This window comes from Streptomyces hundungensis (genome assembly GCF_003627815.1).
GTDB classification, from domain to species: Bacteria; Actinomycetota; Actinomycetes; order Streptomycetales; family Streptomycetaceae; genus Streptomyces; species Streptomyces hundungensis_A.
The window spans coordinates 18,765-44,175 of the sequence record NZ_CP032698.1 but is presented as its reverse complement, the minus strand read 5'-3'; the positions used below and the strand labels follow the sequence as shown (position 1 = coordinate 44,175).

Below are 25,411 nucleotides of genomic sequence, written 5' to 3'. Positions count from 1 at the left end.
GTCGCCGTCTGCGTCGTGATCAGCATGTCTCTCCTACTCCTGTCCACCCGTTGAGGAAGGCCCCCGATGTTCACCCCGTCGCCGCTTCCGCGCCGAGTGCCGCAGCAGGCCCTCGGCGAGCTCCTTCCGGCCCTGTCCGGGCCCGAGCTGGTCAATGTCTTCGGTGTCGCGGCCGACGCCGACCTGCGCCGCACGTCCAACTCCCGGCGCTTCGCGTACTTCGTGCAGTCCGGGCCCGAGGGGGACGCCGCGTGATCATCGAGGAGCAACGCACCGCAGCGCACTGGGACCTCGCGTACCGGCACGGCGCCGTCTTTGAGCCGGTGACCAGGAACGAAGCCGCCCTGTTCAAGAGGTCCGTGCGGACGATCCGTGAGGCAAATGACATGCGGGTCGGCTGCCGGGCCGTGGACATCGGCTGCGGCACGGGCGAGTGGACGCGGGCCCTGGCAGCCATGGGTACCGAGGTGCGCGGTTTCGACTTCTCGTCGGTGGCGCTGTCGAAGGCGCGGAACCTGTCGCTCGGCGCGCGGGCCGGGCAGCATCCGACGTACGAGCGGTGGGACGTCAACACGGACCCGATCCCGGCGTTCCTGGCGCCGAACAGTATTGACATCGTGACGTGCCGTCTGTCGCTGTCGTACCTGGACGTGGCCCGGTTCCTGACCGACGTCCGGCGGTGGCTCGCCCCGGAGGGTGTGCTGCACGTCGTGACGAAGGTCGCGGAGAAGCTGCCCGCGGCGCCCGAGACGGGCGCGCACCAGGTGCCGCACCGTGGATTGACCAAGGACCAGCTGTCGGCGCTACGGCAGCGGTGGCGGTCCCTGGACCACTACAGGCTGGACGCGGACGGCGAGACGATCGCGCTCGTCTTGCAGAACCCCGTGGACTCCAGCCTCGCGTAAAGGATTCCGCCTGCCGGCCGGTGAAGGGTTCCATGCCCGTGTCCCGGCCAGCTGGCGGTAGCAAGCCCCCCGGCACGACCCCGCTCGACCTCGTTTTCAACCGAACTGGAACCGTGGTTTCCCACCCATGAGCGTGTCGTGCCGGGCCCCCTGGCGCAGTCCGTCCGCCAGGCCCACACCTCCCCGGGCCCGAGCGAGTGGCGGACGGACTGTGCCCACTCCTTGGACCGACAGGAGCAGCACCGTGAATCAGCTCGTTTCGGGGGCCGCCGCGAAGTTGACCGGCCCGCCAGCGCTTCGCGGCCGCCGGTCGCTGGCGGACCGCGCCACCGCGCTCGCCCGCGGCGACCGGCCGCGCGTACTGCTCCGCGCGACCGCGCCGGCGGCGGCCGCACAGCCAGCCGCGTCGGCATTCCAGTCGTCCCTCTGACCGACAGCAGAGGGGCCTGCGGGCCCGGCCCCGAGGCGGCAAATCCCGCCCCGTGGAGCCCCGCTGGGTGCCGGGCCCGCACTATCCAGCACCACCAGCCGGGAGGGGAAAGCATGGACGAGGACACCCCATACGCGAGCGAGGAAGCCGCCTGGGACGCGTACGCCACGAGGGACCGCAACCAGATTTGGGCGCGCGGCCCGGAGCGGTTCCACTTCACGCAGTGGACGCTATTCCCTGCGCACGGGCCGGGCGTTGAGCTCATCCCGTGCGGACCGGGCACGAGCGTCCTCGACCTCGGGTTCGGGGCGTGCGCGAACCTGGCCCACCTCGCCTCGCTCGGCGGCCGCGCCGTCGGCGTCGACGTGTCACGCGCCCAGGTCGACGCCGCGCGTGCCGCGCACGGCGACCGCCTGGAGCTCCACCACGACACGGCCGAGCGGTTCCTCACCCGGTGCCGTGAGGAGTTCGACGCCGTGGTCTCCGTGTTCGGCGGCGTCTGGTTCTGTGACCCCGAGGTACTGCTGCCGCTGATCTGGGACCGGCTGAAGCCGGGCGGCGTGCTGGTGTTCTCGCACCGGCCGCCCGAGGACGGTGAGCACGGCCGGACTCCGCACACCGACGTGCTGCCGGCACACCGCTGGTCGTATGCGCCGGGCGAGTGGCTGGACTTCCTCGAAGCGGCGGGCTTCACCGAGGAGGAAGCGTGGACGGTGCCGCCGCCACCCACGAAGGAAGGCCTTTCGGGCACGGTCATCGTGCGCGGCAGACGCCCTTCCTGACCACCGAGACGGCCCGGGATGTCCCCCGGGCCTTGGCCGCCAGGCAGTGTGCCGCGCGCTCAGGACCCCGTAGCGGGGATGGTCCTTGAGCCCCCGTCACGGCCGCGGCCGCCGTGCCCGGCCGAGGTTCCGGGCCGGGCACGGCACCCCCTGTACGGGCCCTGGAGTGGATACCGGGGCCCTGGACCGCACGGCAGGCACGCCAGAGCTTGGGATCGGCTCCGGGCCCCTCGCCGCGCGGTCGCTGCCCCGGATTGCAGTCCCGGGCAGCGCCCGGCCCCGCTGTGTCTCGATAGCGGCGGGGCCGGGCACCCTGCACACCCCTGCGGCTTTGTGCTGAGTCCGTTGACCTCTTGAGGAGCATGTAGTGGAGAGCAAGCGCGTCGTCCTGGTGGTGGCGGCGGTGGAGGACTTGGGCGTCGACCGCGTGGAGCGGCAGCTACGGCTCCGCAGCAATGACGTCGAGGTGGTGCGCATCGACCCGGCGGACATCGGTGGCCTGGCGATGCTCAGCGCGCGCGTTATCGACGGCGATGCCTGGTTCGAGGTGACCGTGCAGGACGTGACGGCTCACTCCAATGACATCGTGTCCGTGCTGTGGCGGCCGCCGGTCACCTCGCCCGAGGACCCGGCGGGCCCGGACGGGCAGATCCAACTCGAAGCGCTGCTGCGTACGCGCGAGGACATTCTGTGGATCGGCAGCCCCGACGACCGCTACCGGGTGCAGTCCCCGGCCGTGCAGCTCATCGCCGCCGCGAAAGCAGGTCTCCCGACGCTGCCGGTCGCGATCGACCGCGACCCGTACACGCTGTCGCGCTTTTCGACCGAGTTCAAGGGCGGTGTCCGCTTCCTGTCGTGGGGCGAGCCGCACATGACCGGCACCGGTGGCGGCCTGGGCGCGACCTACGGAGACGCTCTCTCTCCCATCGTGCAGAAGTACGTGGAGTGCGTTCACCGCGTGCGCATCGTCTATGTCGACGGCACGCTGTTCGCCGCCGAAGTCCCGCTGCACGACATCGCGCCGTGGGAACGCGACCGGGGCGTGAAGCCGCCTGCGATGCTGCCGGTGGCCGTGATTCCCGAGGACATCCAGACGGCTATGGACCACCTCGCCGCGCGGCTCGGTCTGACGTACCTCGTCCTCGACCTCGGGGCCGACCCGGACGGCGCGTGGTGGTTCGAGGGCGTCGACCCTGCCGGCGACTTCTGGCAGCTGGAGCACGACACCGCGCAGCCCGTCAGCCGCTTCCTCGCCGACCATCTCGCCGAGCGGCGGCTCGCGTTGTGACGCCGGTGACGAAGCGGGTACGGCAGCGGATCGTGCGCGGCGTGTGGCCGGCGGGGACGCGGCTGTTCCTCGCGCCGACCGCCCGCGACCTTGGCCTGCCGATGCGTGACGTGAAGGAGGCCTTCATCGTGCTGTCCCGCGAGGGCCTGTTGACACCGGCGCGCAGCAGCGACGCCTTCCGGTCGTGGGTGGTCGCCGTGCGCGACCGCGCACCCGCCCCCTGAGCAAGAACTGACGCCCCGGCACTGCTGCTGGCATCAGGGCTCCTGTTCCCAACCCACTTCGCCCATAAGGAAATCCATGTCGTCTCGCTCGCCCTCCATCCCGATCTCCTTGACGGTCGCGGCGCTCGGCACCGCGCATCTGCTGCTCGCGGACCGCCACCACCGCCAGCGCCAGGAGCTGGTGGCCATGCAGGTGCACAGCGACCTCCTGGCCGACATCATCCGCGACCCCGAGACCGATCCCGCATGGAGCTCGCAGTACGAGCCGTGGGTCAAGCCCGGCGAGGACCCCAAGTTCTTCACCCTTAATCGGTGGCTGGAGTGGTACCGGCGCGGGCGCCGCGCGGGCGTGATCAGCACAAGCGACCTCAAGGTCAACCTGTCCAGCTTCATGAGGCTGGACGGCGGCACCCTGATGTGGGCCCTGACCAGGGAAAAGCGGTGGCAGCAGTCGGCTCCCACCAAGTCGGGACGCAAATTCTGGCATCTGGTCGACACCGCCTTCCGCGCAGCCGGCGGGGAGCGAACCCATGCCGAAATCATCCGCGAACAACCCACCCTGCCGCCTCTGGCACGGGGCCAGTGAGCGGGAGCACAGGGCCGTGGTTCCAGCACGTCCGGGTGCAGTTTGTGCACGCGACGTGCACTCCTCTGGCGCCGCACTCCCCTCAACGCGCCCCGGTGGTGCTCTACAGACAGGCCTGCCTGTGGCCGCCCGCGAACAAACGTGCTCGTGGCCATGAGCCAGCCCCTCTCCTGGCGGCCCCCGCGCCGCCGCTTCCCAGCTCAATCCATAGACGGGTTACGGGATATGGACGTATTGGTGACCGGCGGCGCCGGGTTCATCGGATCGCACCTTGTCAAACGCCTGCTGCGCGCCGACGACGTCACGCGAGTGACGGTGCTTGACGCCCTCACCTACGCGGGCCACATCGAGAACCTCCGCGAAGAACTGCACTCGCCGCGGCTCTCGTTCGTCAAAGGCACCATCCTTGACCAGGAGCTGGTGGACTACTACGTGCGGCGCAGCCAGGTGATCGTGCACCTGGCAGCCGAGTCTCACGTGGACCGTTCCTTCTACGAGGCCGGCACGTTCCTGATGACGAACGTTCTGGGCACGCAGATGCTCCTCGACGCGGCCCACCGCTTCGGCGTCGAGCGTTTCGTGCACGTCTCCACCGATGAGGTCTACGGCCCACTGCCCAGCGGAACCGCCTCCGAACGCGATCCACTGCGGCCCACCGTGCCCTACGCCGCGTCGAAGGCCGCGAGCGACCTGATCGCGCTCTCCTACCACCAGACCTTCGGTGTTCCGGTCTGCGTGACCCGCTCCTCCAACAACTACGGGCCCTGCCAGCACCCCGAGAAACTCATCCCGCTCTCCATCTCCCGGCTCCTGCGCGGCGAGCAGGTCACGCTGCACGGCCGAGGTGAGCACGTCCGCAACTGGCTCCACGTCGACGACAACTGCGCCGCCCTGGAGCTCGTGCTGCGCAACGGGGAACCCGGCGAGATCTACAACATCGGCGGGGGCACGGACATGACGACGCGGGAGCTCACCGGGATGCTGCTGGCCGAGTGCGGCGCCGGCTGGGATGCCGTCACTTATGTGCCCGACCGCCGCTCCAACGACATCCGCTACGCGATGGACTGGTCGAAGATCCGCGCCCTCGGCTTCGAGCCGGAACGGACGCTCAAGGAAGGCCTCGCCGACACCGTCCGCTGGTACCGCGACAACCCGGACCGCTGGGCCCCCGCCCACCGCGACCCTACAGCGCCGAAAGCTGAACTCGCTGTCGACTCCTCTCCCACGGGAGCGTGACCCCATGGCCGCGCAGAAGACCGCTCGGGCCCGCCGCATCGTCGTCACCGGCGTCGGCGCGAACCCGGGCTTCGGCCTCACCCGCAGCCTGCAACGGCTCGGGCATCAGCTCATCTGCACCGACGCCGAGCCGCTGGTCCCCGGCCTCCTGCTTCCCGACACCATCGGTCGCGTCAGCCCGCGCGCGGATCACCCCGCCTACGCCGCCCACATGATCAGGGTGTGCCGCGAAACCCGCGCCGACGCCATCGTCGTCGGCATCGAGAACGACCTCATCCCGCTGCTCGCCGCCCAGCGCACCCTGGCTCAGAACGGCGTACGCATGTGGCTGCCCACTGCCGCGTCCGTCCAGACCTGCCTCGACAAGGCCGCCTTCCACAAGGCCCTCACCAACCACGGCATCCCGACACCACGGAGCGTCCTGCCGCACCAGATCCACGAACTCGGTTCCGTGGCAGACGAGTTGGTGGTGAAGCCGCGCCGCGGGCATGGGGCGCAGGACGTCTATTTCTGTTCCACCGCCGAGCAGGCCCGGGTCCTGTGCGAGCTGGTCCCCGACGCGCTGGTCCAGGAGCGCATCCGCGGCGCGGAGTTCACCGCCGATTGCCTGGTGGACCGCGCGGGACGGGCCTCGGTGATCCTGCGCCGCCGCGACCTCGTCAAGGGTGGCCTGTCGGCGGTCGCCACCACCTTCGACGACGCCCGCGTCGAGGCGCGGGTCAGGCAGACCCTGACGGCTGTCGGGGCGGCCGGCCTGTGTTGCGTGCAGGGCTTCATCACCAGTACCGGGCCCGAGCCGGTGGTGATCACCGAGCTGAATGTGCGCGTCGCCGGCGGCTTCGCCCTGGCCGAGGCCGCGGGTGCGGATCTGGTCGGCCAGATGGTCAACGGACTTTTCCACCGTCCCGTCGACCACGACCGACTCACCTATCAGCCTGGCATCTTCCTGACCCACTACACCGAGACGCTCACCTCCGGCGACCAGTCCCTGCTGCCCCGAGCCGAGGAGACACCGTGACCGCGACCCCGCCCCGGCCGGGCGCCGGACGCAACGCCTCCCCCTACCTGTACGGCACCGAACACGTCGCTGTGGCCGAGGTGCTGGCCAGCGGCCACTACGGCCACACCAGCGTCGTCGAGGAGTTCGAAGACGGTGTCGCGCGTCTGCTCGACGTGCCGGACGCGATCGCCGTGTCCTCGGGCACCGCAGCCCTCCACCTCGCTCTCCTGGTCGCCGGCGTCACCGCGGGCCAAGAGGTCGTCGTTCCGTCCCTGACGTTCTGCGCCACGATCCAGGCGATCCTCCACGCCGGCGCCCGCCCCCGTTTCGCCGAGGTGAACCCCGACACCCTGTGCATGGACGCCCCGGCCGTCCTGGACGCTCTCACGGACACCACCGCCGCCGTGCTGCCCGTCCTGTACGGCGGGCGAGCCGTCGACCTGAGCTCATTGGACGGGCTCCTCGCCGAGCGGGGCATCACCGTCGTTGAAGACGCGGCCCACGCTTTCGGCTCCCACCAGGGACCCAAGCGGGTCGGCGCCACAGGGCGGCTGACGTGCTTCAGCTTCGGCCCCATCAAGAACCTGACCTGCGGCCAGGGCGGCGCGATCATCCCCCGCACCCGCGAAGAGGCCTACCGGCTCAGGCACCTGCGGCTGCTGGGGGTCGTCGAGTCCGCATCCCAGCGGGCCGCGTCCACCGCCTACCAGGTCACCGAGCCCGGCGCGTTCCGCTACCAGATGTCCGCGATCAACGCGGCGATCGGCTCCACTCAGCTCGCGCACTTCGCGACGGCCGAGAGCGTCCGCAGACACCTGTGGCGCACCTACCGGACCGCGCTGAGCGGCATCCCCGGCGTCGCCCTGGTGGACGTCGACGTGGACCACTGCGTGCCGCACCTCGCCGTGGTGAGGGTCCCCGACCGAGACGGGGTATGGCGGTTCATGCGCGAGCAGGGGGTCGCGGTGGGCGTGCATTACCCGCCCAACCACACTCAGCACGCGTTCAAGGCCTGGCACCGGCCGCTGCCCGTCACCGAGCGGCTCGGCGGCGAGATCATGACCCTTCCGTTCCATCAGCATCTGACCGGCGACGACATTCGCTATGTCGCCTCCACTCTCCAGCTGGCCCTCGACGCGACCGGAGTCCACCGATGACCGCATCCGTACGACCGCGACGCATCCTGACGGTGTGTCTGGGCAACTACTGCCGCAGTCCGTTCGCCGCCCTCGTCCTCGGTGTCCAGGGCGGTGACGCGCTGGAGGTCCGCTCGGCAGGCCTGATCGACAAATGGGTCGGCGGCCCGGCACACCCCAACATGGTCAAAGCGGCCAGGGCGCTCGACTACGACCTCACCGGCCACCACCCGGCCCAGGTCGACTACACCCTCATCGACTGGGCCGACGTCGTCCTTGCCATGGACCGCTCGGTCCTTGAGCGGCTCCACGACATCGGCGGCCCGCAGAACAGCGACAAGATGCGGCTATACCTCGACGACGGCCAGGACGTCCCCGACCCAATGGGCAAGCCCATGCAGGACTTCACCGAATGCGCGGCGATCATCGAGGCCGGCGCCGCGCCCCACCTGCCGTGATGCTCCCGGCGCGCCGTCGGGTCAGTTCCCGGCTGCGGCCAGCACGATATCCACGAGCCGCTCGGCGGCATCAGGTCGCCCGTGCGCGCGGGCCCGCTCTGCCATATCGGCCCGCGCTCGCGGATCGGTGAGCAGCGGGGCGACCGTCTCGCGCAGGCGCTGCATCGTCACCTCGCCGACCAGGGCCACGGCTGCCCCGGCCCGCTCCAGGTGCTGGGCGTTGTGCGCCTGCTCGTTGCCGGCCGCCGTGGCGAGCGGAATGAAGACCGCGGCCTTGCCGAGCGCGGTGAGTTCCGCGATCGTCCCGGCGCCGCTGCGCGAGATCACCACGTCGGCCAGCGCCAGCACATCGGGCAGCTCCGCGCCGACGTAGGCGGTCAAGTGATAGCGGCCCGCCAATACAGGTGACAGGTCCGCGGTTTGGCGGCGCAGGCCGTCCAGGTTGTCGGGCCCGCACTGGTGGATCACGTTGGCGTGGCCCAGCAGCCACGGCAGCAGCTCTGCGACCAGTTCGTTGATCTGCCGGGAGCCCTGCGCACCCCCGGTTACGTAGGCCGTCGGCAGGCGACGGTCGAAGCCGTGCAGCGGTAGCGCCTCGAATGCCTTCCCGGCCTGCCCCCTCAACACTTCCGGCCGCACGGGGTTCCCCGTCACCGCGGCCGCGCCCTGAACCGATTCCGGCAGCAGCGCCAGGGTGGACTCCGACGACACGGCGATCCGGGTCGCCGCCCCGGCGAGCGTGCGATTCGCCAGCCCGAGCCGGACCGTCTGCTCGTGCACCACCAGCGGCACCCGGCACAGCCGCGTCGCGGCCACACCGACCGGGACCGCGACATAGCCGCCGGTCGCCAGCACCACATCGGGGCCGAACCGCGCGATGACCTTGCGGGCCTGAAGGACCCCGAGCGGGACCCGGCTCATGTCCGCCACGTTCGCTGGCGAGACCATCTTCAGCGGATTACTCGACCGCCGAATCTTGCCCACCGCGACAGAGGCAAACTCAATACCCTCCGCGGCGGCCACCCGGGACTCCAGACTGTCGGCCTGCCCCACCCACAGAACCTCCAGCGCCCGTCCGTCCGCAGCCAACCGCGCTCGCAACGTGCGTACCGCAGTGAGTGCCGGATACGTATGTCCGCCCGTGCCGCCTCCCGTTACGAGCAGACGAAACGGCCTGCCGGCCGTAGGAGGGGAGGAGGTACCGGCCACAGAAGAACTCCAGTCCGACGTCAAGATCACCGAATCAGGCTGCGCCCCCGCACGCGAGGCCAGATCACAGAGCCTCCCACACCCCAGCCGCGCGCTGCGCCACTTCGCGCGGGCCACCATCTCCTCGGCCCCGCCACGATGTCCTCCGCGCGCCCCGCCTGACCTCACACCTCCACCACCCCGGGTCCTGATCCCCTGCGGCATGCGGATGTTGAGTCTGCCGTCCGCCCCAAAAACAACCGCCCGGCCAGCCGTGAAGTCGGTGATCCAGGGCCTTCTCGTCTCCGGCCGTATGGCAGGAGAACTCAGGGCTTGCCGCACGCACGGGCCAGCAGTCCGCATCCAAGCACGAAAGCTTGGTCATACCCGGTCGCCTTGTGTGTGGGCTCGCAGTGGCCGGTCCGCGGCGGCGTGTGCCGCCGCGGGGGAGGAGTTGGCGACTCCTCCGTGCCGGCCACCGGACGGTGTTCTGGCCCGCCTGGGCATCAACAACCCTGACCAGACACCGTGTCTGTACGTCACCCTGCGGGGGACGAAGTCCTTCTGATTCTGTTCGAGCGCTCTGTGGCCTGTTCGAGGATACGGCGCCTGGTCCAGGCTGGGCTGCTTCCGCGAGCGGCGGGCAGGATCCCGTCCGTCTCCTTGAGGAGGGGGAGATTCCCCTGCGACAGGGAACTGCTGAAACTGGCAGTGTTCTTGTACCCGAGGAGTGCGGCCGCGGCGGGGGCGGCCAAGAGCTCGTCGGCATCGCCCTCGGGAGATACGTCGGGCAGAGTCGCTTCACGGGCAAGGTCGCGCCGGTTTCCTTTCCCGCGGCGCGTAGCAGCCCACTCGGCGACGGTGGAGCGCCGCCATTGCTTACGGGTCCATGGGCGATCGGCCGTGCCGAGCTCTTCGACGACGTCGGGCTCGGGGAAGTAGCCGGGGTTGTTGCGCAGGTAGTTGGTGATCTGGTTGGCGTTCTTGTAGCCGAGGGCCTTGGCGACCTGAGTGGCGTTGAGGAGCTCGTCCGGGTCGCCGGCGATCGCCGCGCCGGCCTCCTGAAGGCGGGGCTTCTCCTTGGCTGCGAACCAGTCACTGACCGCGCCGTATTCCCACTGGCGTGCCCGGCCCTTCGTGCCGACGGTGTCCGGGAATCCCGTGGTGGCCCGGTTGTTGTACCAGAGGGTGACGCTTCCGGTGCTCACACCGAACTCTTCGCCGATCTCGGCGGTGCCCACAAGGCGGGCGCGGTTGGCGGTGGAGGGCATGCGGAGATCCGTCCCACAGGAGTTGGCGGGGCGGTCAAGCCCCCCTTGGTTCCTCCATAATGGCAGAAGATGGGGGCGTGGGTCCATCGGAGATGACGCACTTTCCGTGCGGCCGATGAAGGGCCTGCTGCCTCCACGGGAAAGCACGGCAGCTGCAATGAGCAGCGAGGCCTGGCCGGACGCTCGTCCGGCCAGGCCCCGCCGTCCACTCACGTGGGCTTCTGTGGGGGCTTCTCGGCGGGAGCAGAAAGCGATGACGCCGAGGCCCGGGCGTGCCGCTGCGTGGCGCATCCAGCCGAGGCATGGCGTGACTGGCTGCGTAGGGGAGAACCAAGAACGGATGCCGGCGGGTTCCAGGATCATCTGCTGCTGGGCCGTCTCTGGAATGTTGCCGAGTTCCAGAAACACCTCACTGGCCGTGTCGGGCACCGGGTCCAGGGAGGTGCAGCATCAGAACATGCAATCGATAGCATCCCGTCGCGACGTTGTGGTGGCCTGGCGAGGTGGGGAAGCTGTGAGCGAGGACGTCCTGTCGATCATTCCGAGTGATCCGCAGTGGCAGCCGGATCGCGATGCGGTTGATCACGTCATCGAGCTCGTCGAGGAGCTGACTCCCGGAATTGCCGACGGCGTGGACGTGGAGCTCGACGTGACGTGGCACGACGTGGTGACCGCTGTTGACAGCGGGGGCAACCTGCAAAGGATCGGTTGTCCCCTGCGCCAGGCAGCCATCGACAAGGAGTGGTGGGGCGACCTCCTTGAGGCCCACTGCGACGACGGGTTCACCACGCTTGCGATCGAGGTCCCGTGCTGTGGCGGGTCAACCACTCTGGATGTGCTGGAGTACGACTGGCCGTGCGGATTCGCCCGCTTCGAGATCGCCATCTGGAACCCCGAACGCCTCTGGTTCAGCGAGGACGGGCTGACCGCACTGGCGGACCGCTGGGGTCATCCGGTGAAGCAGATCCGGGCCCACATCTGAACGTCGGCGGACTCGTCGCGGATGAGCCTCAGCAACTGCTCATCGCGGGATCCGGTCAAAGCTCGGGGCTCGGCGACATCAAGCAGGTAGGCGGTCAAAGAGAAACTCATGGAGGGGCTACGGGAGACCTCCGGGAAGGCGATTGCCCGAGCAGCGCCGGGCTGAGGGCCGGCAGGCGAACGGCCCCTACGGGCTTCCCTCCTCGGGCAGGAGGCTCACGCCGTGGGCTGCGGCGCGTTCGGCGATGGAGCTGTAAGCAAGGGCGGTGGGAGTGTTCTCCCAGCGGGCGAAGGAGAGCGCGGAGAGAGCGTCCTCGCGGGTGGCGTCGACGGGCAGGAAGAGCTGCTGCGTGCGGCACTGTTCAAGGAGTATGGGATCAGGCAGCTCCTGGCATTGACCCGTGACTGCGGCGCGCGTCTCGGCGAGGCCTTGGTGGTAGAGCTGATGGCTGTCGCGGAGCAGCCGGAGCAGCTCGTCGGGGTCGGTCGTGGTGTACGCGAGCGCGACCAGGTCCATGAGGTGTTCGGTGGGGTAGGTCATCGGTCCGATTCTTCCGTGGCGGGGAGGCGGTGGTCAGGTGCTTGCCTGGCAGCCTTCGCATAGCGTCCGACCGGTGTGGTGGGCGGCGAGACCGACGGGCTTGCGGGGCGGCTGTGTGAGCTGGGTGCGGACTTGGCGCTCGAGGGCGGTGAAGTCGGGTCCGTTGTCGGGGCAGATGATTCCGGGTTCGGGTGTTTTGCAGGTGGCGGCGTGGCGGATCAGGTCGGTGATGCTCCAGTCGGGGCGGAGGCGGTCGCCGCGGACGGTTTCGACTACTGCGTACAGGGCGGCGAGCCGGGGCCGGCGTGCGACGGCGAGCAGCAGATCGCGCAGCCCGGCAAAGGAGCACAGGCTGCAGGAGCAGCGTGAGGTGCCCTGGAAGTCCCCGGCGCCGGGCACGGAATCGTAGGTCCAGTGCCGTAGACGGGGGTGGTCCTGGCTCCATTCACGGACTGCGGGGCGCGGCCAGTCGAGGGCGGGCAGCCATTCGTCGACGATGCGAGCACTGTTGGCCTGCACGGTACGGAAGGCGGCCATGGTGGCGCGGCGGCGGCTTTCGTCGCGGCGGTGGCCCTGGACCTTCAGGATCCGTACCGGCCGGCCGAGCTCGCGGGACATCTCGGTGACGTAGGGGGTCCAGGCCATGGAGACCACGGACTCCTTCGCGGCCTTCGTGCAGAACTTGCTGCCCATCCGGGGGAAGCGGCCGTAGGCCGCGATTTCGGTGAGCAGCGAGTGCGGCATCCGTCCGCCGGGGCCGGGCAAGGTCCGCGTGACTTGGGTGTGCTGCTCGGAGGGCAGGCCGAAGGCCGTGCTCTGCAGCGCAGCCAGCTCGGCCACGCCCGGCCAGCGTGTGCCCTGGTAGGTCACGGAAGGCCAGTCGAGGGGGCCGAGGCAGGCGTGGAAGCTGCGGACGCGCTCTGTCACCCCCGCCGCACGGGCGGCGTCCATGAGCAACCACATGGTCAGGGCACTGTCGTTGCCGCCGGACAGTTGAGGGGCGATGAGGTCGTACGAGGTCAGCACGGGCCCACTATGTGGGTCGTGGACAGAGCAGCCGGACATGGAGACTCCAACGTGGGGGTGGCAGTGGTCGGGTTGGTGGCCGAGAGGGGAGGGCAGCGCAGCCCCGGTCAGCGGACCGTCGGCTCGGGATCGGGTTGCTTGGGGTAGGGGCGAAGCACGGGGACGTCGACCTTGATGTCCTCCCGCTCACGGCGGGTTCTGCCGAGCTGAAAGACGTAGCGGTGCGCACCGCGGTGGCGGACATTGTGCGCGCCCACTGCGGCGAGGGCCTCGCGCAACCACACGGCTGGGTCGCAGCCCGGTCGCGGCCGCGGAGCACCGAGCGCGCGGAGCTGCGCCTCGGCGTACTTGTGGCCCTGCTCCCGGCGACGGATCTTCTGCGCCGTCCGCGCGTGGAAAACAGTGCCGTCTGGCAGGAGCTTCACCGTTCGTGCGGTTGCCCGCCCGGTATACAGGGCGTTCGCCGCCGCATAGATCGTCCCCACGTGCCCGGGCATGACCAGGTCTCCGGAGGCGGTCCGCCGTGGGACGGGGTCGGCGAACGAGACGATGCCCCGCACCCCATTGGCGAGCAGGGCATCGAAGCAGCGGGCCAGGAACCAGCTCTCGGTATTGCCCGGGCACTCATTCAGCAGCACGAAGCGCGAGCACTCCAGAGATTCGGTGTAGGGGCGCTTCTGCGCACCGACGGGGGCAATCCCTCCAAGTCACCTTGCGTGTGACCAATGAGTCGATGCGTTGAGTGACTGGAGCAGGTTGGCGGCAGTGACCTGCTCGGTGCCTGACCGCGATCGAGGGCGGCGCCAGTGAAGGCACCCACTAGGACCACCTGAGCGTCTAGCCAGCGGAACGATCCGCGCCTTGCCGAAGTCGACCTCAGCGCCTGATCGGAATCCCTAGTCGTGAGCCTCAACGGGGGAGACTGAGGTGCCGTATTCCTCAGTGCCCCCGAGCACGCTCCCGCCGTGTGGGTGCTGACTGCTGCCCAAAGCTGCTCGTGAGGGCAATCCTTGCTGCTACGTACCTCGTTCGGGTTCTCACGGTCGTGCCTGACCATCGGCAGCCAGCTGCTCGCCCAGACTCGTTGCTGCCAGCGCACTTCGGGGGCCGACGAGGTCCCCCTCCGGCAGTGAGAGGTCCAGCACGTGAAGATCCGATGGGCACTTGTCCCCCTTGTCTTTAGCGCCGTCGCGCTCAGCACCGCCGCGGCCACCGACGCCGCGGCCGCACCGTCGCCCTCCAGGGCGACCACCTGCGGCCAGGCGGTCCGCAACACCCAGAACGACCTCCGACAGGCCGGCGCCCCGACCAACGCCACGACCTGGCAGGGAGTGCGCAACGCCGCGCAGAACTTCCTCAACAGCCACCCCTGGAGCAGCCCTGCCACAGACACCATCAAGATCGACGTCAACGACCTGAACCGGCTTTGCGCGAACTGACACGGCTCGCGCCCAGCTGGTGACGGGCTCACTCCGGGGACTGGGACACCGGACGCGCGATGTCCCGCCGGCTTGCGCTCACCTCTTCGGGGCACCTGCGCGGTGCCGCGATGCGTGGCCCGGTCGTCCGTCGGCAGTCGCCCGGGGTGGTGGGGCCGCCGACCGCTCACGGCGGCCCCACCGGTGCTGCCCGCCCCGGCCATCAGGCAGCAGGCCGTCCGGCACGGGCAGAACGCGCCGGGCCCGAGAGCGTACCTTCACCGCCGCAGGCCGGGCTCCTTCTGGAGCGATCAGCGGGGTCGCGGGCAGGCGGCTCCGTGCAGGAGGGCTGTGGCGTGCAACAGGTCCCGGGCCCGAGTGGAGCCCGGGTGGTTGACGGTGCGGACCTGCCAGGTCCCAGTGCAGTCGGGCAGGGCGGTGCACGGCCCCGGCCCGGGCTGCCGGGTGCTGTCCGGTTTCACACGAAGGTGACGGTCTCGTCAACGCGTGTCGAGTGGATTCCGACGGAAGTCTCGCGCATGTACTGCTGGCGCAGCTCATGGGCCTTTTTGTACGCGTCGGTCGAGAGCGCCTCGGCCATCGCCTCATGCGACTCGAAGCTGATCTGCACGATGGCGTCGATCTGGTCCTCCGCACCGTCGGAGGCGAGGTCGGTCAGGTGGTACTGGACGTAGGCACGGGTCTGCGGGAGCGCCTCGTAGATCGGCCCGTATTCGTTCTTCATGAAGTGGCGGAAGTCCTCGGTCGAGACCTCGGGCTTCTTGCGGATCACGGTGAGCAGAGTGATCACGGACGGTCCTTTCGCGGCACACCTGGTGGCTCGGGCCATGTCATCACAGCCGCGATGCCAGACCCCGTTGCTCCGCATCCGCAACACCGTGCACTTCCCATTCCTGCCGAAGGTCACGGTCCACAGACTGCAAGGGCGCCGCGCTCCGTATGGCGCCCGGTGCCCTTACCCATGACCGTAAAGCACCGCACCGCGATCATCGGCGGGCCCGCCTGGCAGCGTCTCGCCGGTCGGAGGTGCCGGGTCCGCCCGTCTACGCGGTTTTGGCCAGGTGGGTCTCGAAGAAGTCGCTGAGCCTCGAGACCGCGGGGCCGACGTACTGCTCCTTGTCGTAGAGGTCGACGTGGCTGGCTCCGTCGATCCAGTGCAGTTCCTTGGGGCTGCGAGCGCGCTGGAACGCCTGAACGGCCATCCAGGACGTCACCGCTTCGCTTCCGACGATCATCAGTAGCGGGCGGGGCGCGATCAGGTCGACGAAGCCGAAGGCGTCGAAGGTGGTCATGCGGTCGACGCTGGACCAGGTGAGGGACGTCGCCGAGCGTGGGTGCCGGGCGCGGTCGGTGCGGTAGTACTCGAAGCCCTCGAAGCCGTGTCGGCCGCCCAGGGCGCGGGCCTGCTCGGCGGTGTCGGGGAAGAGCTGGAAGCTCGGGACACCTTCGCCGTGGGCTTCGGCGGTACGCGCGGCTGCGGCGGCGTCGAGCATGCCCTGGATGACGGCGGGGTCCTGCGCGCCGTCGGCGCCCAGGCGGAACTGGCGGGCGATGTCGACGGCGCTGACGGTGCCGACGGCCCTGATGCGGTGGTCGGTGGCGGCGGCGGGAAGCACGTACCCGCCGGAGGCGCAGATGCCCAGTGCCCCGATGCGGTCGGGGTCGACCTCCTCACGGGTGGTGAGGAAGGAAACCGCGGCCTTGATGTCCTCCACCCGGTGGGCCGGGTCTTCCAGGCCGCGCGGAACGCCCTCGCTCTCGCCTTGGTGGGCGGCGTCGAAGGCGAGGGCGACGAAGCCATGCTCGGCCAGGCGCCGCGCGTACAGGCCCGCGGTCTGTTCCTTCACACCGCCGCCGGGATGCCCCACCACGACGGCCGGGCGGGGGCCGTCGGCTTCGCCGTCGAGGGTGTGGAGGTGGCCGGCAAGCTTCAGGCCGGCGCTGGGGAAGGTGACATCCGTCTTCATGCTGGTGCTCTCCGGTCACACAGGGGGCGGGCTCCGGTGACCGCGTCGGGGTGCGCCGGCCACGTTCCCACCGTCGCTCCGTCCGCTCCGGGGTGCCAGGGAGGACTGTGCCTGTGCAGACCAGTACCAGGCACGCGGCCGGCGCTTCGCGGACACTGGGAGCCATGGAAAACCCCGGCACCCCTCCGGGCGGCAATGAACTGGGCGACTTCCTGCGCGCCCGCCGCGCCGCCCTCGACCCGCACCGCGCCGGCCTGCCCGACGACGGCCGCCTGCGCCGGGTCCCGGGCCTGCGCCGGGAGGAACTGGCCCAGCTCGCGCACGTGAGCATCGACTACGTCGTGCGGTTGGAGCAGGGCCGGACCCGCCGGGTCTCCCGCCCGGTCCTGGACGCCCTCGCCGACGCACTGCAACTCGCCCCGGACGAACGCGCGTACCTGTTCACCGTCGCCGACGTCACGCAGGCCGCCTCCGCCCGGCGGCCCGCCGGACGGCACGTCGACCCGAAGCTGCGCCGACTGCTCGACGGCATGCACGACATCCCCGCCATGATCCTCAACCGCCGCATGGACGTGCTGGCCTGGAACCGGGGCGCGGCAGCCCTGCTGGCCGACTTCGCCGCGCTGCCCGCCGGTGAGCGCAACCTGATCCGGCTGACCTTCCTCGACGACGCCTACCGGTCCCTGTACGCCGACTGGCCACGCGCTGCCCGCGAGTGCGTCGCGGTCCTGCGGATGGAGGCCGGACGCAACCCCGACGACCGGGCACTGGCCGCCCTGGTCGGCGAACTCACTGCCCGGGATGCGGACTTCCGCGCCTGGTGGGAAAGCCACCAGGTACGCGGTCCCAGGCAGCTCACCAAGACCTACCGCCACCCGGTCGTCGGCACGGTGACCCTCGACGTCCAGCAGTTCTCCGTCGACACACAGCCCGACCAGCAACTCGTCGCCTACACGGCCCCACCGGACTCGCCATCCGAGGAGGCACTGCGCTTCCTCCTCCAGTGGTCGGCGACCCCCACCACCGGACCGGACGACCACACCACGGACATGCACCACAGCCGGTGACGAGCTCTCTCAGGCTCCAGCGGGCCTGGACCGTCGACCCCACCGAACCCAAAACGAGAACATCCGTTTTCGTTTAGGGTGTGGGGTATGCCCCGACTGAGTGACGAGACCCGGGAGGAGCGGCGGCGCCACATCCTCACCAGTGCCTGGCGCTGCTTCTCCCGCGACGGATTCCACGCCACGTCGATGGACGACGTGATCACCGCGACCGGCATGTCCTCCAGTGCGGTGTACCGGTACTTCCGCAGCAAGGACGACCTCATCCTGGCCGCCGCTGACGAATCCCTGGCCCTGGTCCGCAACCTGTTCAGCGGGCTGTTGGAGCAACGCCCCACCCCGTCGCCGGCCCAGGTCGTGGCCGCGATGGTGGCCGAGCTGCGCGACCGCGCCCCGGAGCAGGGTGACGACCTGCGGCGCATCGCCATCCAGGCGTGGGGGGAGGCACTGCGCACGCCGGAGCTGGCGGAGCGGACCCGTTCGTTCTACCTGGACGTGCGCGGCAGTCTCACCGAGCTGGCTGGGCGGTGGCGGGAGGAGGGGCGGCTCGGGCCGCAGGCGGACACGGAGGCGGTGGCATCGGTGCTGACATCCCTGATGCCGGGGCTGCTGGTCGGCCGCTACCTGGTGGACCCGGTCTCGGTGGACCGCATGGTCGAGGGCCTGTCGGCCCTCGCCTCGGCATTCCCCCAGGGTCAGGACGGCGACGGGCTGTAGCAGTCCTGCGGATCCGCCGGCTGTCGGGCGGGGATGGGAGGTTCCGGCCGCCTGGCCAGGATGAGACCCTGGCATCTCACGCGGGTAGCACCTGGCGGCGCCCTCCTCGACCGACGGCAGCCCCACCCCTCCGCCGATCCGGGCGAGCTCGCTGATGCCGTATGGGCGTTGATGTGCACCAGGAGACGCGCCGAAGCCCTCGCCCGAGGGTCCTTTCACCGCCTGCGGCACAGCGAGCGCGGCGCGTACTGCCGCAGGCGGTCGGTCCCGCAGGGTCAGGGAACGGCGCTCACCGGCACCGGGCCCGGCGCGGCGGGCGCGAGCCAGGGCGAGTCGTACTCGACGTGCTCGGGGCCCAGGCCGTGCGGCGCGTTGGTGTAGAGGCGCAGTCGCAGCCCGTCGGGGTCGGGGACGACGAGGAGCCAGCCGGCCAGGGCGACGACCGGCGGTGAGTGCGGGACGCCGAGGGCGTCGAGGTGGGCGGTCCAGCGGTCGAGGGCGGTGCGGTCGTCGACGGCCAGGGTGAGGAAGTCGTAGCCGTTCAGGGCGGCGCAGGTCGCCGGGTCGAGGCGCAGTTCGAGGTGGGTGCCCAGGCCGGGGGTGTCGAGGATGACGGCGAACAGGGTGCCGTCGGGGTGGTGGTGGTCGAGTGCCTCGATGCGGCGGGCGCCGAGGACTGCGGTGTACCAGCGGGTGCTGCGGTCCAGGTCGGTGACCGGCAGCTTGAGGTGGTGGATGCCCGCGTAGGGCGGGGTGGTGGCGGTGGGGTTCATGGTCAGCTCCGGATCTCTGCGGCACCGGCACCGGTGGTGGCGAGGGCGGGGCGGTCGACGGGGACGCCGCGGCGCCACAGGTGGGTGACGGCGCGCAGGGCGGTGATGTCGTGGGTGGGGTCGCCCTCGACGAGGAGCAGGTCGGCGCGCAGGCCCGGGGCGATGCGGCCCCGGTCGGCGAGGGCGAAGGCGTCGGCCGGCGCGGCGGTGGCGGCGGTCAGCACCTGGGCGGGGGTGAGCCCGGCGGCCACCAGCAGGGCGAGTTCGCCGTGGTAGCTGATGCCGTGGGTGGTGGGGTGGCCCATCCCGCCGGTGCCGTCGGTGCCGGCCAGCAGGGGGACGCCGAGGCGGAACATGCGCAGAGCGGCGTCGGCGGCGTGGGCCGGGTCCATGCTGATCGGGCCGACCCGCTGCGCCGGGTCGGTGGTGCGGATGCGGTCGAGTTCGTCGAGCCATCGCGGGTCGGCGTAGGGGCGCAGCCGGGGGTCGTCGGCGAGTGCGTACTCGGCCGGGGTGGGGGTCATGCCGGTGAGGGCGGTCAGGGTGGGGACGACGAAGACGCCGTGTGCGGCGGCGGCTTCGATCAGGTCGTCGCTGCTGTGGCCGTCGGCGGGGGCGTGGGCGAGGCCGTCGATGCCGCAGTCGATGGCCTGGCGGGCGGCGGTGCGGGTGAGGGTGTGGGCGACGGTGCGCAGGCCGCGTTCGTGGGCGGCGCGCACCAGGGCGGTGACGGTCTGCGCGGACATCAGCGGCATCGGGTGGCCGATGGCGGTGCCGTCCTCGATGAAGATCTTGAGGTGGTCGGCGCCTTCGGCGACCCGGGCCGCGACGAAGGCGTCGGTGTCCTGCCATCGGGCGACGGTGGGGAAGGGTTCGAGCAGGCCGGTCTCGACCAGTTGGTGGGGGTGTCCGCCGGGGGCGGTGGCGCCGGTGGTGGCGACGCGCAGGTCGGCGAGGTCGTCCCGGCCGCCGGCGGCGGCCCGCAGGCGGCGGGCGGTGGCGGGTGCGCCGCCCATGTCGAGTTCGGTGGTGACCCCGAACAGCAGGGACTGGCGCAGCTGCCCGGCGTCGGTGGCGTGGGTGTGCGCGTCGATCAGGCCGGGGAGGAGGGTGCGGCCGGTTCCGTCGACGACGTGTGCGCCCTCGGGCAGCGGCAGGGCGTCGCCGACGGCGGTGATCAGCGGGCCCTCGATCAGCACGTCACGGGCGGGGTGGAGGCGGGTGCCGTCGAAGACGGCGGCCTGGCGGACGAGGGTGGGGCGGGAGGCGGGAGCGGACATGTCCGTGACTCCTTCGAACGGGCGGTCTTCAGGCTGCGGGCTCAAGAGGCAGGTGGCCGGCCAGACGGGCCAGGACCTCGCCGGGTGCGGCCGGTACGCCGTGCGCGGCGAGGTAGCCGTCCGGGCGGACCAGCAGGGTGGTGTCCAGCGCGGGGATGTGCCGCACCGTCAGGGGGCGGTGCTCCGGGGGCAGGCGCGGAGGGTCGGTGGTCGCGGTGGCGGGCAGGGCCAGGGTCCAGTGCAGGCCGTCCGGCGGGACGAGGGTCGGGCAGACCCGCGTGCCGGGGCGCGGGGCGCCGAGGTCGGGCCGGTCGGTGTAGCCGATGTCGAGCTGGGCGAGTTTGGCGGCGATCCAGTCGGTGATCCCCGGGGTGTCCGCGGCTGCGGCCAGCAGGGCGTTGCGCCGCGTGCAGGCCGGCGGGTCGGTCAGGGTGGCGGCCTCGGCGAACCGGGCGGTGAAGGAGACGAGTTCGCGGGCGACGGGATGCCGCTCGTGGTGGTAGCTGTCGAGCAGGGCGTCCGGCGCCGTCCCGCTCAGGACGGCGTGCAGCTTCCAGGCCAGGTTCCCGGAGTCCTGGATGCCGGTGTTCATGCCCTGCCCGCCGGCCGGGCTGTGGGTGTGGGCGGCGTCGCCCGCCAGCAGGACCGGCCCGGCGCGGAACGACTCGGCGACCCGTTCCTGCACCCGGTACGTCGAGGCCGCGGCCACCTCGGTGACCCGCGCCGCCCCTTGTGCGGGACCGCGCTCGGACAGCAGTCGCTCGACGTCCGCCGCGCTGGGGGCGGCCGATCCGGGAGCGGCGGGGGCGACCAGCCGGTGCAGGCCGTCTGCGAGCGGCGAGAGCAGCAGCATGCCCGCCTCGGACAGGAAGAACGTGGGGTCCTCGCAGGCCGCGGCCCTGGTGCCGGCCTTGAGACGGACGTCGGCGAGCGCGAACAGCTGCTCCCGCGCGGCGCCGGGGAAGGCGATGCCCGCCGCCGTGCGCACCGCGCTGTGCAGGCCGTCGCAGCCGACGAGGTAGCGGGCGGAGACGGCGCGCACCACCCCATCGGGGCCGGCGACCGTCGCACTCACGCCGGGATGGTCGGGGGTGATGCCGAGGAGACGGTGTCGGCGGTGCACGGTGCCGCCCAGCTCCTCCAGCCGCGTGAGCAGTTGCTCCTCGGTGGTCTGCTGGGAGGCGAGGAGGATGTACGGGTGGGGGGTGTCGAGTTGCTCGTAGCCGGCCCGCAGGAGCGTCCGGTCGCGGTCGTGGAGGCGAAACCCCCGCGCCTTCGTCCCGGCCCGGACGAGCGGGGCGCCGACCCCGATCCGGTCCAGGTACTCCAGGGTGCGGGGCTGCACGGCCGCCGCCCTGCTGCCGGGCCCGATCCCGGTACCCCGGTCGATCAGGACATGGTCCACGCCCAGCTGGCGCAGGCTCACCGCCAGGGCCAGGCCGGTGGGGCCTGCCCCGACGATCAGTACGGAACTCTGCGAGGGAAGGGGTTCGACATGCGGTAGGGCGGTCATGACACGCTCCTCGCCTACAGGGCGGCAGTAGCCGGGGAGCTCCCGGCAGCAGCACGCAACTAGCGAAAACGAACGTTTCCGTTTCACTTCGACGGTAGCAACCCCCAACCCATAGCGCAAACGATCGTTTCCTTTTGGAGGCGGTTCACCCGGCCGGCGCCGCCCAGCCGATGACCTTCACGGGCTGTTCCTGGGTGCGGTGTACCGAGGAAGACACGGCCTTCCCCGGTCCCCTGGCGGGTGCGCATGATCGAGTCGACCGTGCTCGACGCCTTTGACAAGGGGAACAGCCATGACAGGGAACGCCACACACCAGCCCGCGACCGCGCCCGGAGACCTCTTCCGCCTGGACGGCCGGCGGGCGGTGGTGATCGGCGCGGGCAGCGGCATCGGCGCCGCGAGCGCACGCGCCCTCGCCGCCCACGGCGCGGGCGTGGTCTGCGCCGACCGCGACCTGGCCGCCGCCACCGCCACCGCTGCCGCCACCGGCGGCGAACCGTACCTGCTGGACATCCTGGACCGCGCCGCCGTGCGGGCCGCGCCCGCCGAACTGGGCGACGTCGACGTACTCGTCTTCACCCCGGCGACGAACATCCGCAGGCGGCTGGTCGACTACGCCGACGAGGAGTTCGACCACATCGTCGACCTCAACCTGCGCGCTCCGTTCGACCTCGTGCGTGCCTTCGGCCGCCCGATGGCCGAGCGCGGCCGTGGCTCGATCATCGGGGTCTCCTCGATCCGTGCCGTCACCGTGGAACCGGCCCAGGGCATCTACTCCGCGACGAAGGCCGGCCTGGTGGCCCTGCTGAACACGGCGGCCGCCGAACTCGGCCCGCTCGGCGTGCGCGTGAACACGCTCGCCCCCGGTGTGGTCGAGTCGCCGATGACGACCTGGGCGCAGTCCGACCCCGTGCGCTACGACGCCTACGCGGCCAAGACGGTGCTGGGCCGATGGGCGCAGCCCGAGGAGATGGCGGGTGCGGTGGTGTTCCTGGCCTCGGACGCCGCGAGCTACGTGACCGCCGGCGTGCTCACCGTCGACGGCGGGTGGACGGCCGTCGACGGCCGCTTCGCTCCGCCGGAGTGAAACGGGGGCGGGCCCCGGCCGCTACGGCAGCCGGGGCTCCGCCGGGGCTGTCAGGCGTCGGAGAACATGGCCTTCGTCATCTCCTGCGCGTCGCCGATCGTGTCGATGACGACCAGCGGGTTGGAGTAGTCCCGCCAGTGGACGATCCGCCGCTCCCGGATCGTCACGATCGAGACGTAGCGCTGGTGGTAGGGCCTGCCGGTCGCGACCCCGCTGCCGTGGCCGGCGTACTCCAGGATCACCACGCCCGGGGTGGTGGTCGGGTAGACCTTGGAGTCGCTCATGCGCTCCAGGGTGATGATGCGTCCGTACCCGCGGAACGAGTCGATGATCGCCTGGCGTCCGTGCAGCGCGGGCGGTGTGCCCGGGGGCGCGTAGAGGAACTCCATGACGACGTCGTCCGCGAACAGGTCGAAGTAGTGGTCACCGTCGGTCAGCCCGGCCAGTGACTCCTCGACCAGTTCCATGAAGGGGCCCAGGGCTTTGAACTGCGCGTAGTCGACCATCGTCTCGCTCCTCGTGCCTTCCGAATCCCGGCGCGGCCACCGGCCGGCGGTCGTGCCGCTTGTCGTCCGCGCCGCGTCAGACCTGGTTGTTCCACATCCGGAACATCGCGCAGCTGCCCTGGTCGTCGAAGGTCACCGTCCAGAGGTTGGCGAAGGTGCCCAGCTCCTTGTAGACGCCGGTGCCCTTGATCGCGGCCGTGTCGCCGTTGATCACGAGGACGGACCACTCGAAGCCCCAGCCGCCCTGCTGCCACGCCTCCCGGGACCGCCAGCCCTTGACGATCTCCTCGCGGCCGATCCAGTCGGTCTCGTACGGCCACTCGTGGTACTCCGCCCCGGCGGAGAACAGGGCCGCGATGTCCTCGGGCGCGTTGCTGCGCCAGGCCCGCACATACGCCTTGACCCAGTCGTCGACCTGCTGTTCGGTCGGCATCGGCAGCCTCCTTCGTCGGTGGTTCACGGCCGGGCTCAGGCCGCGGCGGCAGGGGCGGTGCGGCGGAGGGTCACGGTCTGGGGCGCGGTGTACTCCAGCAGGCCCTCGGTTCCGCTCTCCGAGCCGAGCCCGGACTGCTTGTGGCCCGCGAAGGTGACCAGCGGGGTGAGGTGCTGGACCTCGTTGATCCACACCGTGCCGGCTCGCAGGCGCCGGCCGACCGCCAGGGCTGCCTCCGGGTCCGACGACCAGACGGAGGCGCCCAGGCCGTACTCGCTCGCGTTCGCCCGGGTGACGGCGTCCTCGATGTCGTCGAAGGAGAGCACCGGCAGGACCGGCCCGAACTGCTCCTCCTGGACGATCCGCGAGGACTCCGGGGGATCGTCGACGAGCGTCGGCCCCACGAAGTACCCCGGCCCTTCGCCGGGCCGGCCGCCGGCGGCGAAGCGGTGGCCGCGGGTGTGGGAGTCCTGGAGGAGGTCGAGGACCCGCTCGTACTGCGGGCGGTTCTGCACCGGGCCCAGCCGAACCCCCGCCTCGGTGCCGCGCCCGACCCGCACGGTGGCGGCGTAGGCGGCCAGCGCCCGCAGCAGCGGCTGGTGGACCTCGCGGTGGACGTACAGCCGCTTGATCGACAGGCACACCTGGCCGCTGTTGGCGAAGGCACCCCAGAACAGCTTCTCCGCGACGGCGGGCACGTCGACGTCCGGCAGGACGATCGCGGCATCGTTGCCGCCCAGCTCCAGGGTCACCCGGGTCAGCGTCGGCGCCGCGCCGGCCATCACCTGGCGGCCGGTCCGGGTGGAGCCGGTGTAGCTGATCATGTCGATGCCGGGGTGCGCGGTCATCCACGGCCCGAGCTCGGCGCCGCCCGAGACGACGTTCAGCACACCGGGCGGCAGCACCTCGCGCAGCAGCTCGCCGACCTTCAGCGTGACCAGCGGGGTGAACGGGGACGGCTTCCACACCACTGTGTTGCCCGCCAGCAGCGCCGGGGCGAGCTTGAACCCCGCGTTGCCCAGCGGGTAGTTCCACGGCACGATCGCGCCCACCACGCCCAGCGGTACCCGGCGGGTCACCGAGAGCCGCTCCGCGCTGTCCTCGTTCACCGTCTCCGGCAGTGACAGCGACGCCGTCCCCCGCAGCCAGTACCCGAACCCGAGGATCTCCGCGGCGGCGTCGTCCAACGGCTTTCCCTGCTCCCGGGTGAGGAGCCGCTTGAGCGGTTCGAGCTGTGCCTCGACGGCGTCGGCGACCGCCAGGACGAGCTTGCGCCGCTCCTCCAACGGCGTCGCCGACCAGCCGGGCAGGGCCGCCCTGGCCGCGGCTACCGCTTGGTCGAGCTGCTCGGGCGAGCAGACCGGCGCCCTGGCCGCGACCGTCTCGTCGGCCGGATCGAGGACCTCGTAGGACGTGTCTCCCGCCACCGCCCGGCCGGCGATGGTCATGGTGAAGTCGGTGAAAACACTGGTGTCCATGGTGGTTCTCCTGGCACGACGATCGGTGGCGTGTGCCCGCCTTCAGGGCGGACGTCCGGCCCGGTGTCCTGCGGTCGCGGACCGGCACACCATCGACTATCG

Annotated in this window: 29 protein-coding genes; 16 read left to right on the top strand and 13 right to left on the bottom strand. The window is 70.9% G+C overall.

Annotation, left to right across the window (positions count from 1 at the left end; genetic code table 11):
• Positions 1-66: 66 nt before the first annotated feature.
• The 11 genes from DWB77_RS00240 (at position 67) to DWB77_RS00190 (ending at position 8,045) form a co-directional block, all read left to right on the top strand.
• A complete protein-coding gene (locus DWB77_RS00240; RefSeq protein ID WP_120719345.1) occupies positions 67-255 on the top strand; it encodes a hypothetical protein in 189 nt (62 codons plus the stop codon).
• The gene (locus DWB77_RS00235; protein WP_120719344.1) at positions 252-905 is read left to right on the top strand and encodes a class I SAM-dependent methyltransferase; all 654 of its coding nucleotides are present in this window, start codon (positions 252-254) and stop codon (positions 903-905) included. Before DWB77_RS00240 ends, DWB77_RS00235 begins: the two co-directional genes overlap by 4 nt.
• Before the next feature lie 244 nt (positions 906-1,149).
• Positions 1,150-1,335, top strand: a complete 186-nt coding sequence (locus DWB77_RS00230) for a hypothetical protein (RefSeq protein ID WP_120719343.1) — start codon at positions 1,150-1,152, stop codon at positions 1,333-1,335.
• A 113-nt stretch (positions 1,336-1,448) separates the two neighbouring features.
• Positions 1,449-2,117 (top strand): class I SAM-dependent methyltransferase, encoded by a 669-nt coding sequence (locus DWB77_RS00225; RefSeq protein ID WP_120719342.1) that lies wholly within the window; start codon positions 1,449-1,451, stop codon positions 2,115-2,117.
• Positions 2,118-2,484: 367 nt separating this feature from the next.
• Positions 2,485-3,405: a hypothetical protein gene (locus tag DWB77_RS00220; RefSeq protein ID WP_120719341.1), complete on the top strand. Its 921-nt coding sequence runs from the start codon at positions 2,485-2,487 to the stop codon at positions 3,403-3,405.
• Between the two features lie 5 nt (positions 3,406-3,410).
• Positions 3,411-3,629: a hypothetical protein gene (locus DWB77_RS00215; protein WP_120719340.1), complete on the top strand. Its 219-nt coding sequence runs from the start codon at positions 3,411-3,413 to the stop codon at positions 3,627-3,629.
• 76 nt (positions 3,630-3,705) lie between these two features.
• Complete coding sequence (locus DWB77_RS00210) at positions 3,706-4,215, top strand: DUF6082 family protein (RefSeq protein ID WP_120719339.1); 510 nt, start codon at positions 3,706-3,708, stop codon at positions 4,213-4,215.
• A gap of 225 nt (positions 4,216-4,440) precedes the next feature.
• Complete coding sequence (gene rfbB / locus DWB77_RS00205; protein ID WP_120719338.1) at positions 4,441-5,451, top strand: dTDP-glucose 4,6-dehydratase; 1,011 nt, start codon at positions 4,441-4,443, stop codon at positions 5,449-5,451.
• A 4-nt stretch (positions 5,452-5,455) separates the two neighbouring features.
• Positions 5,456-6,469, top strand: coding sequence for an ATP-grasp domain-containing protein (locus tag DWB77_RS00200; RefSeq protein ID WP_120719337.1), 1,014 nt, complete (start codon positions 5,456-5,458; stop codon positions 6,467-6,469).
• Positions 6,466-7,608, top strand: a complete 1,143-nt coding sequence (locus tag DWB77_RS00195) for a DegT/DnrJ/EryC1/StrS family aminotransferase (protein WP_120719336.1) — start codon at positions 6,466-6,468, stop codon at positions 7,606-7,608. The genes DWB77_RS00200 and DWB77_RS00195 overlap by 4 nt, the downstream gene beginning before the upstream one ends.
• Positions 7,605-8,045 carry a low molecular weight phosphotyrosine protein phosphatase gene (locus DWB77_RS00190; protein WP_120719335.1) on the top strand — a complete coding sequence of 147 codons (441 nt, stop codon included), beginning with the start codon at positions 7,605-7,607 and terminating at the stop codon, positions 8,043-8,045. Before DWB77_RS00195 ends, DWB77_RS00190 begins: the two co-directional genes overlap by 4 nt.
• Before the next feature lie 21 nt (positions 8,046-8,066).
• Here DWB77_RS00190 and DWB77_RS00185 read toward each other — a convergent pair whose 3' ends face one another.
• Together DWB77_RS00185 and DWB77_RS00180 are read right to left on the bottom strand one after the other, a co-directional pair.
• A complete protein-coding gene (locus DWB77_RS00185; protein WP_246033794.1) occupies positions 8,067-9,254 on the bottom strand; it encodes a UDP-N-acetylglucosamine--N-acetylmuramyl-(pentapeptide) pyrophosphoryl-undecaprenol N-acetylglucosamine transferase in 1,188 nt (395 codons plus the stop codon).
• Between the two features lie 518 nt (positions 9,255-9,772).
• Positions 9,773-10,504 carry a hypothetical protein gene (locus DWB77_RS00180; RefSeq protein WP_120719333.1) on the bottom strand — a complete coding sequence of 244 codons (732 nt, stop codon included), beginning with the start codon at positions 10,502-10,504 and terminating at the stop codon, positions 9,773-9,775.
• Positions 10,505-11,018: 514 nt separating this feature from the next.
• On the opposite strand from DWB77_RS00180, the gene DWB77_RS00175 reads away from it, so the two are divergent.
• A complete protein-coding gene (locus tag DWB77_RS00175) occupies positions 11,019-11,486 on the top strand; it encodes a hypothetical protein (protein WP_120719332.1) in 468 nt (155 codons plus the stop codon).
• 186 nt (positions 11,487-11,672) lie between these two features.
• Here DWB77_RS00175 and DWB77_RS00170 read toward each other — a convergent pair whose 3' ends face one another.
• The 3 genes from DWB77_RS00170 to DWB77_RS00160 form a co-directional block, all read right to left on the bottom strand.
• Positions 11,673-12,026, bottom strand: coding sequence for a hypothetical protein (locus DWB77_RS00170; protein ID WP_120719331.1), 354 nt, complete (start codon positions 12,024-12,026; stop codon positions 11,673-11,675).
• A 33-nt stretch (positions 12,027-12,059) separates the two neighbouring features.
• A complete protein-coding gene (locus tag DWB77_RS00165; RefSeq protein ID WP_246033309.1) occupies positions 12,060-13,052 on the bottom strand; it encodes a phosphoadenosine phosphosulfate reductase in 993 nt (330 codons plus the stop codon).
• Positions 13,053-13,159: 107 nt separating this feature from the next.
• Positions 13,160-13,690, bottom strand: coding sequence for a hypothetical protein (locus DWB77_RS00160; RefSeq protein ID WP_246033308.1), 531 nt, complete (start codon positions 13,688-13,690; stop codon positions 13,160-13,162).
• A gap of 507 nt (positions 13,691-14,197) precedes the next feature.
• Between DWB77_RS00160 and DWB77_RS00155 the strand changes: the two genes are divergently transcribed.
• A complete protein-coding gene (locus DWB77_RS00155; protein ID WP_246033307.1) occupies positions 14,198-14,491 on the top strand; it encodes a hypothetical protein in 294 nt (97 codons plus the stop codon).
• A 457-nt stretch (positions 14,492-14,948) separates the two neighbouring features.
• Here the strand turns inward: DWB77_RS00155 and DWB77_RS00150 are convergent, their stop codons facing one another.
• Positions 14,949-15,281, bottom strand: a complete 333-nt coding sequence (locus tag DWB77_RS00150; protein ID WP_174248499.1) for an EthD family reductase — start codon at positions 15,279-15,281, stop codon at positions 14,949-14,951.
• Positions 15,282-15,534: 253 nt separating this feature from the next.
• Complete coding sequence (locus DWB77_RS00145; protein ID WP_120719330.1) at positions 15,535-16,458, bottom strand: alpha/beta hydrolase; 924 nt, start codon at positions 16,456-16,458, stop codon at positions 15,535-15,537.
• Between the two features lie 164 nt (positions 16,459-16,622).
• Here DWB77_RS00145 and DWB77_RS00140 point away from each other — a divergent pair, with 164 nt between their 5' ends.
• Both DWB77_RS00140 and DWB77_RS00135 read left to right on the top strand, forming a co-directional pair.
• A complete protein-coding gene (locus DWB77_RS00140; protein WP_120719329.1) occupies positions 16,623-17,525 on the top strand; it encodes a helix-turn-helix transcriptional regulator in 903 nt (300 codons plus the stop codon).
• Positions 17,526-17,612: 87 nt separating this feature from the next.
• The gene (locus DWB77_RS00135; RefSeq protein WP_120719328.1) at positions 17,613-18,239 is read left to right on the top strand and encodes a TetR/AcrR family transcriptional regulator; all 627 of its coding nucleotides are present in this window, start codon (positions 17,613-17,615) and stop codon (positions 18,237-18,239) included.
• Between the two features lie 275 nt (positions 18,240-18,514).
• Here the strand turns inward: DWB77_RS00135 and DWB77_RS00130 are convergent, their stop codons facing one another.
• From DWB77_RS00130 to DWB77_RS00120, 3 genes are read right to left on the bottom strand one after another with little or no spacing between them, the layout of a single operon-like run.
• Positions 18,515-19,012 carry a VOC family protein gene (locus DWB77_RS00130; protein WP_120719327.1) on the bottom strand — a complete coding sequence of 166 codons (498 nt, stop codon included), beginning with the start codon at positions 19,010-19,012 and terminating at the stop codon, positions 18,515-18,517.
• 2 nt (positions 19,013-19,014) lie between these two features.
• Positions 19,015-20,292 carry an amidohydrolase family protein gene (locus DWB77_RS00125; RefSeq protein WP_120719326.1) on the bottom strand — a complete coding sequence of 426 codons (1,278 nt, stop codon included), beginning with the start codon at positions 20,290-20,292 and terminating at the stop codon, positions 19,015-19,017.
• A gap of 28 nt (positions 20,293-20,320) precedes the next feature.
• Positions 20,321-21,805, bottom strand: a complete 1,485-nt coding sequence (locus DWB77_RS00120; RefSeq protein ID WP_120719325.1) for an FAD-dependent monooxygenase — start codon at positions 21,803-21,805, stop codon at positions 20,321-20,323.
• 292 nt (positions 21,806-22,097) lie between these two features.
• Here DWB77_RS00120 and DWB77_RS00115 point away from each other — a divergent pair, with 292 nt between their 5' ends.
• Positions 22,098-22,892 (top strand): SDR family NAD(P)-dependent oxidoreductase, encoded by a 795-nt coding sequence (locus DWB77_RS00115; RefSeq protein ID WP_120719324.1) that lies wholly within the window; start codon positions 22,098-22,100, stop codon positions 22,890-22,892.
• Positions 22,893-22,942: 50 nt separating this feature from the next.
• Here the strand turns inward: DWB77_RS00115 and DWB77_RS00110 are convergent, their stop codons facing one another.
• The 3 genes from DWB77_RS00110 to DWB77_RS00100 all read right to left on the bottom strand — a co-directional run bounded on the left by DWB77_RS00110 (position 22,943) and on the right by DWB77_RS00100 (position 25,309).
• Positions 22,943-23,398 (bottom strand): nuclear transport factor 2 family protein, encoded by a 456-nt coding sequence (locus DWB77_RS00110; RefSeq protein WP_120719323.1) that lies wholly within the window; start codon positions 23,396-23,398, stop codon positions 22,943-22,945.
• A gap of 76 nt (positions 23,399-23,474) precedes the next feature.
• The gene (locus DWB77_RS00105) at positions 23,475-23,831 is read right to left on the bottom strand and encodes a nuclear transport factor 2 family protein (RefSeq protein ID WP_120719322.1); all 357 of its coding nucleotides are present in this window, start codon (positions 23,829-23,831) and stop codon (positions 23,475-23,477) included.
• Positions 23,832-23,866: 35 nt separating this feature from the next.
• Positions 23,867-25,309 carry an aldehyde dehydrogenase family protein gene (locus DWB77_RS00100; protein ID WP_246033306.1) on the bottom strand — a complete coding sequence of 481 codons (1,443 nt, stop codon included), beginning with the start codon at positions 25,307-25,309 and terminating at the stop codon, positions 23,867-23,869.
• Positions 25,310-25,411 lie beyond the last annotated feature (102 nt).

Excerpts from the sequence above, each read along its gene's own strand:
- DWB77_RS00240 (WP_120719345.1), top strand. The coding sequence starts at position 67 with ATGTTCACCCCGTCGCCGCTTCCGCGCCGAGTGCCGCAGCAGGCCCTC.
- DWB77_RS00225 (WP_120719342.1), top strand. The coding sequence starts at position 1,449 with ATGGACGAGGACACCCCATACGCGAGCGAGGAAGCCGCCTGGGACGCG.
- DWB77_RS00210 (WP_120719339.1), top strand. The coding sequence starts at position 3,706 with ATGTCGTCTCGCTCGCCCTCCATCCCGATCTCCTTGACGGTCGCGGCG.
- rfbB (WP_120719338.1), top strand. The coding sequence starts at position 4,441 with ATGGACGTATTGGTGACCGGCGGCGCCGGGTTCATCGGATCGCACCTT.
- DWB77_RS00200 (WP_120719337.1), top strand. The coding sequence starts at position 5,456 with ATGGCCGCGCAGAAGACCGCTCGGGCCCGCCGCATCGTCGTCACCGGC.
- DWB77_RS00190 (WP_120719335.1), top strand. The coding sequence starts at position 7,605 with ATGACCGCATCCGTACGACCGCGACGCATCCTGACGGTGTGTCTGGGC.
- DWB77_RS00180 (WP_120719333.1), bottom strand. The coding sequence starts at position 10,504 with ATGCCCTCCACCGCCAACCGCGCCCGCCTTGTGGGCACCGCCGAGATC.
- DWB77_RS00170 (WP_120719331.1), bottom strand. The coding sequence starts at position 12,026 with ATGACCTACCCCACCGAACACCTCATGGACCTGGTCGCGCTCGCGTAC.
- DWB77_RS00145 (WP_120719330.1), bottom strand. The coding sequence starts at position 16,458 with ATGAAGACGGATGTCACCTTCCCCAGCGCCGGCCTGAAGCTTGCCGGC.
- DWB77_RS00140 (WP_120719329.1), top strand. The coding sequence starts at position 16,623 with ATGGAAAACCCCGGCACCCCTCCGGGCGGCAATGAACTGGGCGACTTC.
- DWB77_RS00135 (WP_120719328.1), top strand. The coding sequence starts at position 17,613 with ATGCCCCGACTGAGTGACGAGACCCGGGAGGAGCGGCGGCGCCACATC.
- DWB77_RS00130 (WP_120719327.1), bottom strand. The coding sequence starts at position 19,012 with ATGAACCCCACCGCCACCACCCCGCCCTACGCGGGCATCCACCACCTC.
- DWB77_RS00125 (WP_120719326.1), bottom strand. The coding sequence starts at position 20,292 with ATGTCCGCTCCCGCCTCCCGCCCCACCCTCGTCCGCCAGGCCGCCGTC.
- DWB77_RS00120 (WP_120719325.1), bottom strand. The coding sequence starts at position 21,805 with ATGACCGCCCTACCGCATGTCGAACCCCTTCCCTCGCAGAGTTCCGTA.
- DWB77_RS00115 (WP_120719324.1), top strand. The coding sequence starts at position 22,098 with ATGACAGGGAACGCCACACACCAGCCCGCGACCGCGCCCGGAGACCTC.
- DWB77_RS00110 (WP_120719323.1), bottom strand. The coding sequence starts at position 23,398 with ATGGTCGACTACGCGCAGTTCAAAGCCCTGGGCCCCTTCATGGAACTG.
- DWB77_RS00105 (WP_120719322.1), bottom strand. The coding sequence starts at position 23,831 with ATGCCGACCGAACAGCAGGTCGACGACTGGGTCAAGGCGTATGTGCGG.
- DWB77_RS00100 (WP_246033306.1), bottom strand. The coding sequence starts at position 25,309 with ATGGACACCAGTGTTTTCACCGACTTCACCATGACCATCGCCGGCCGG.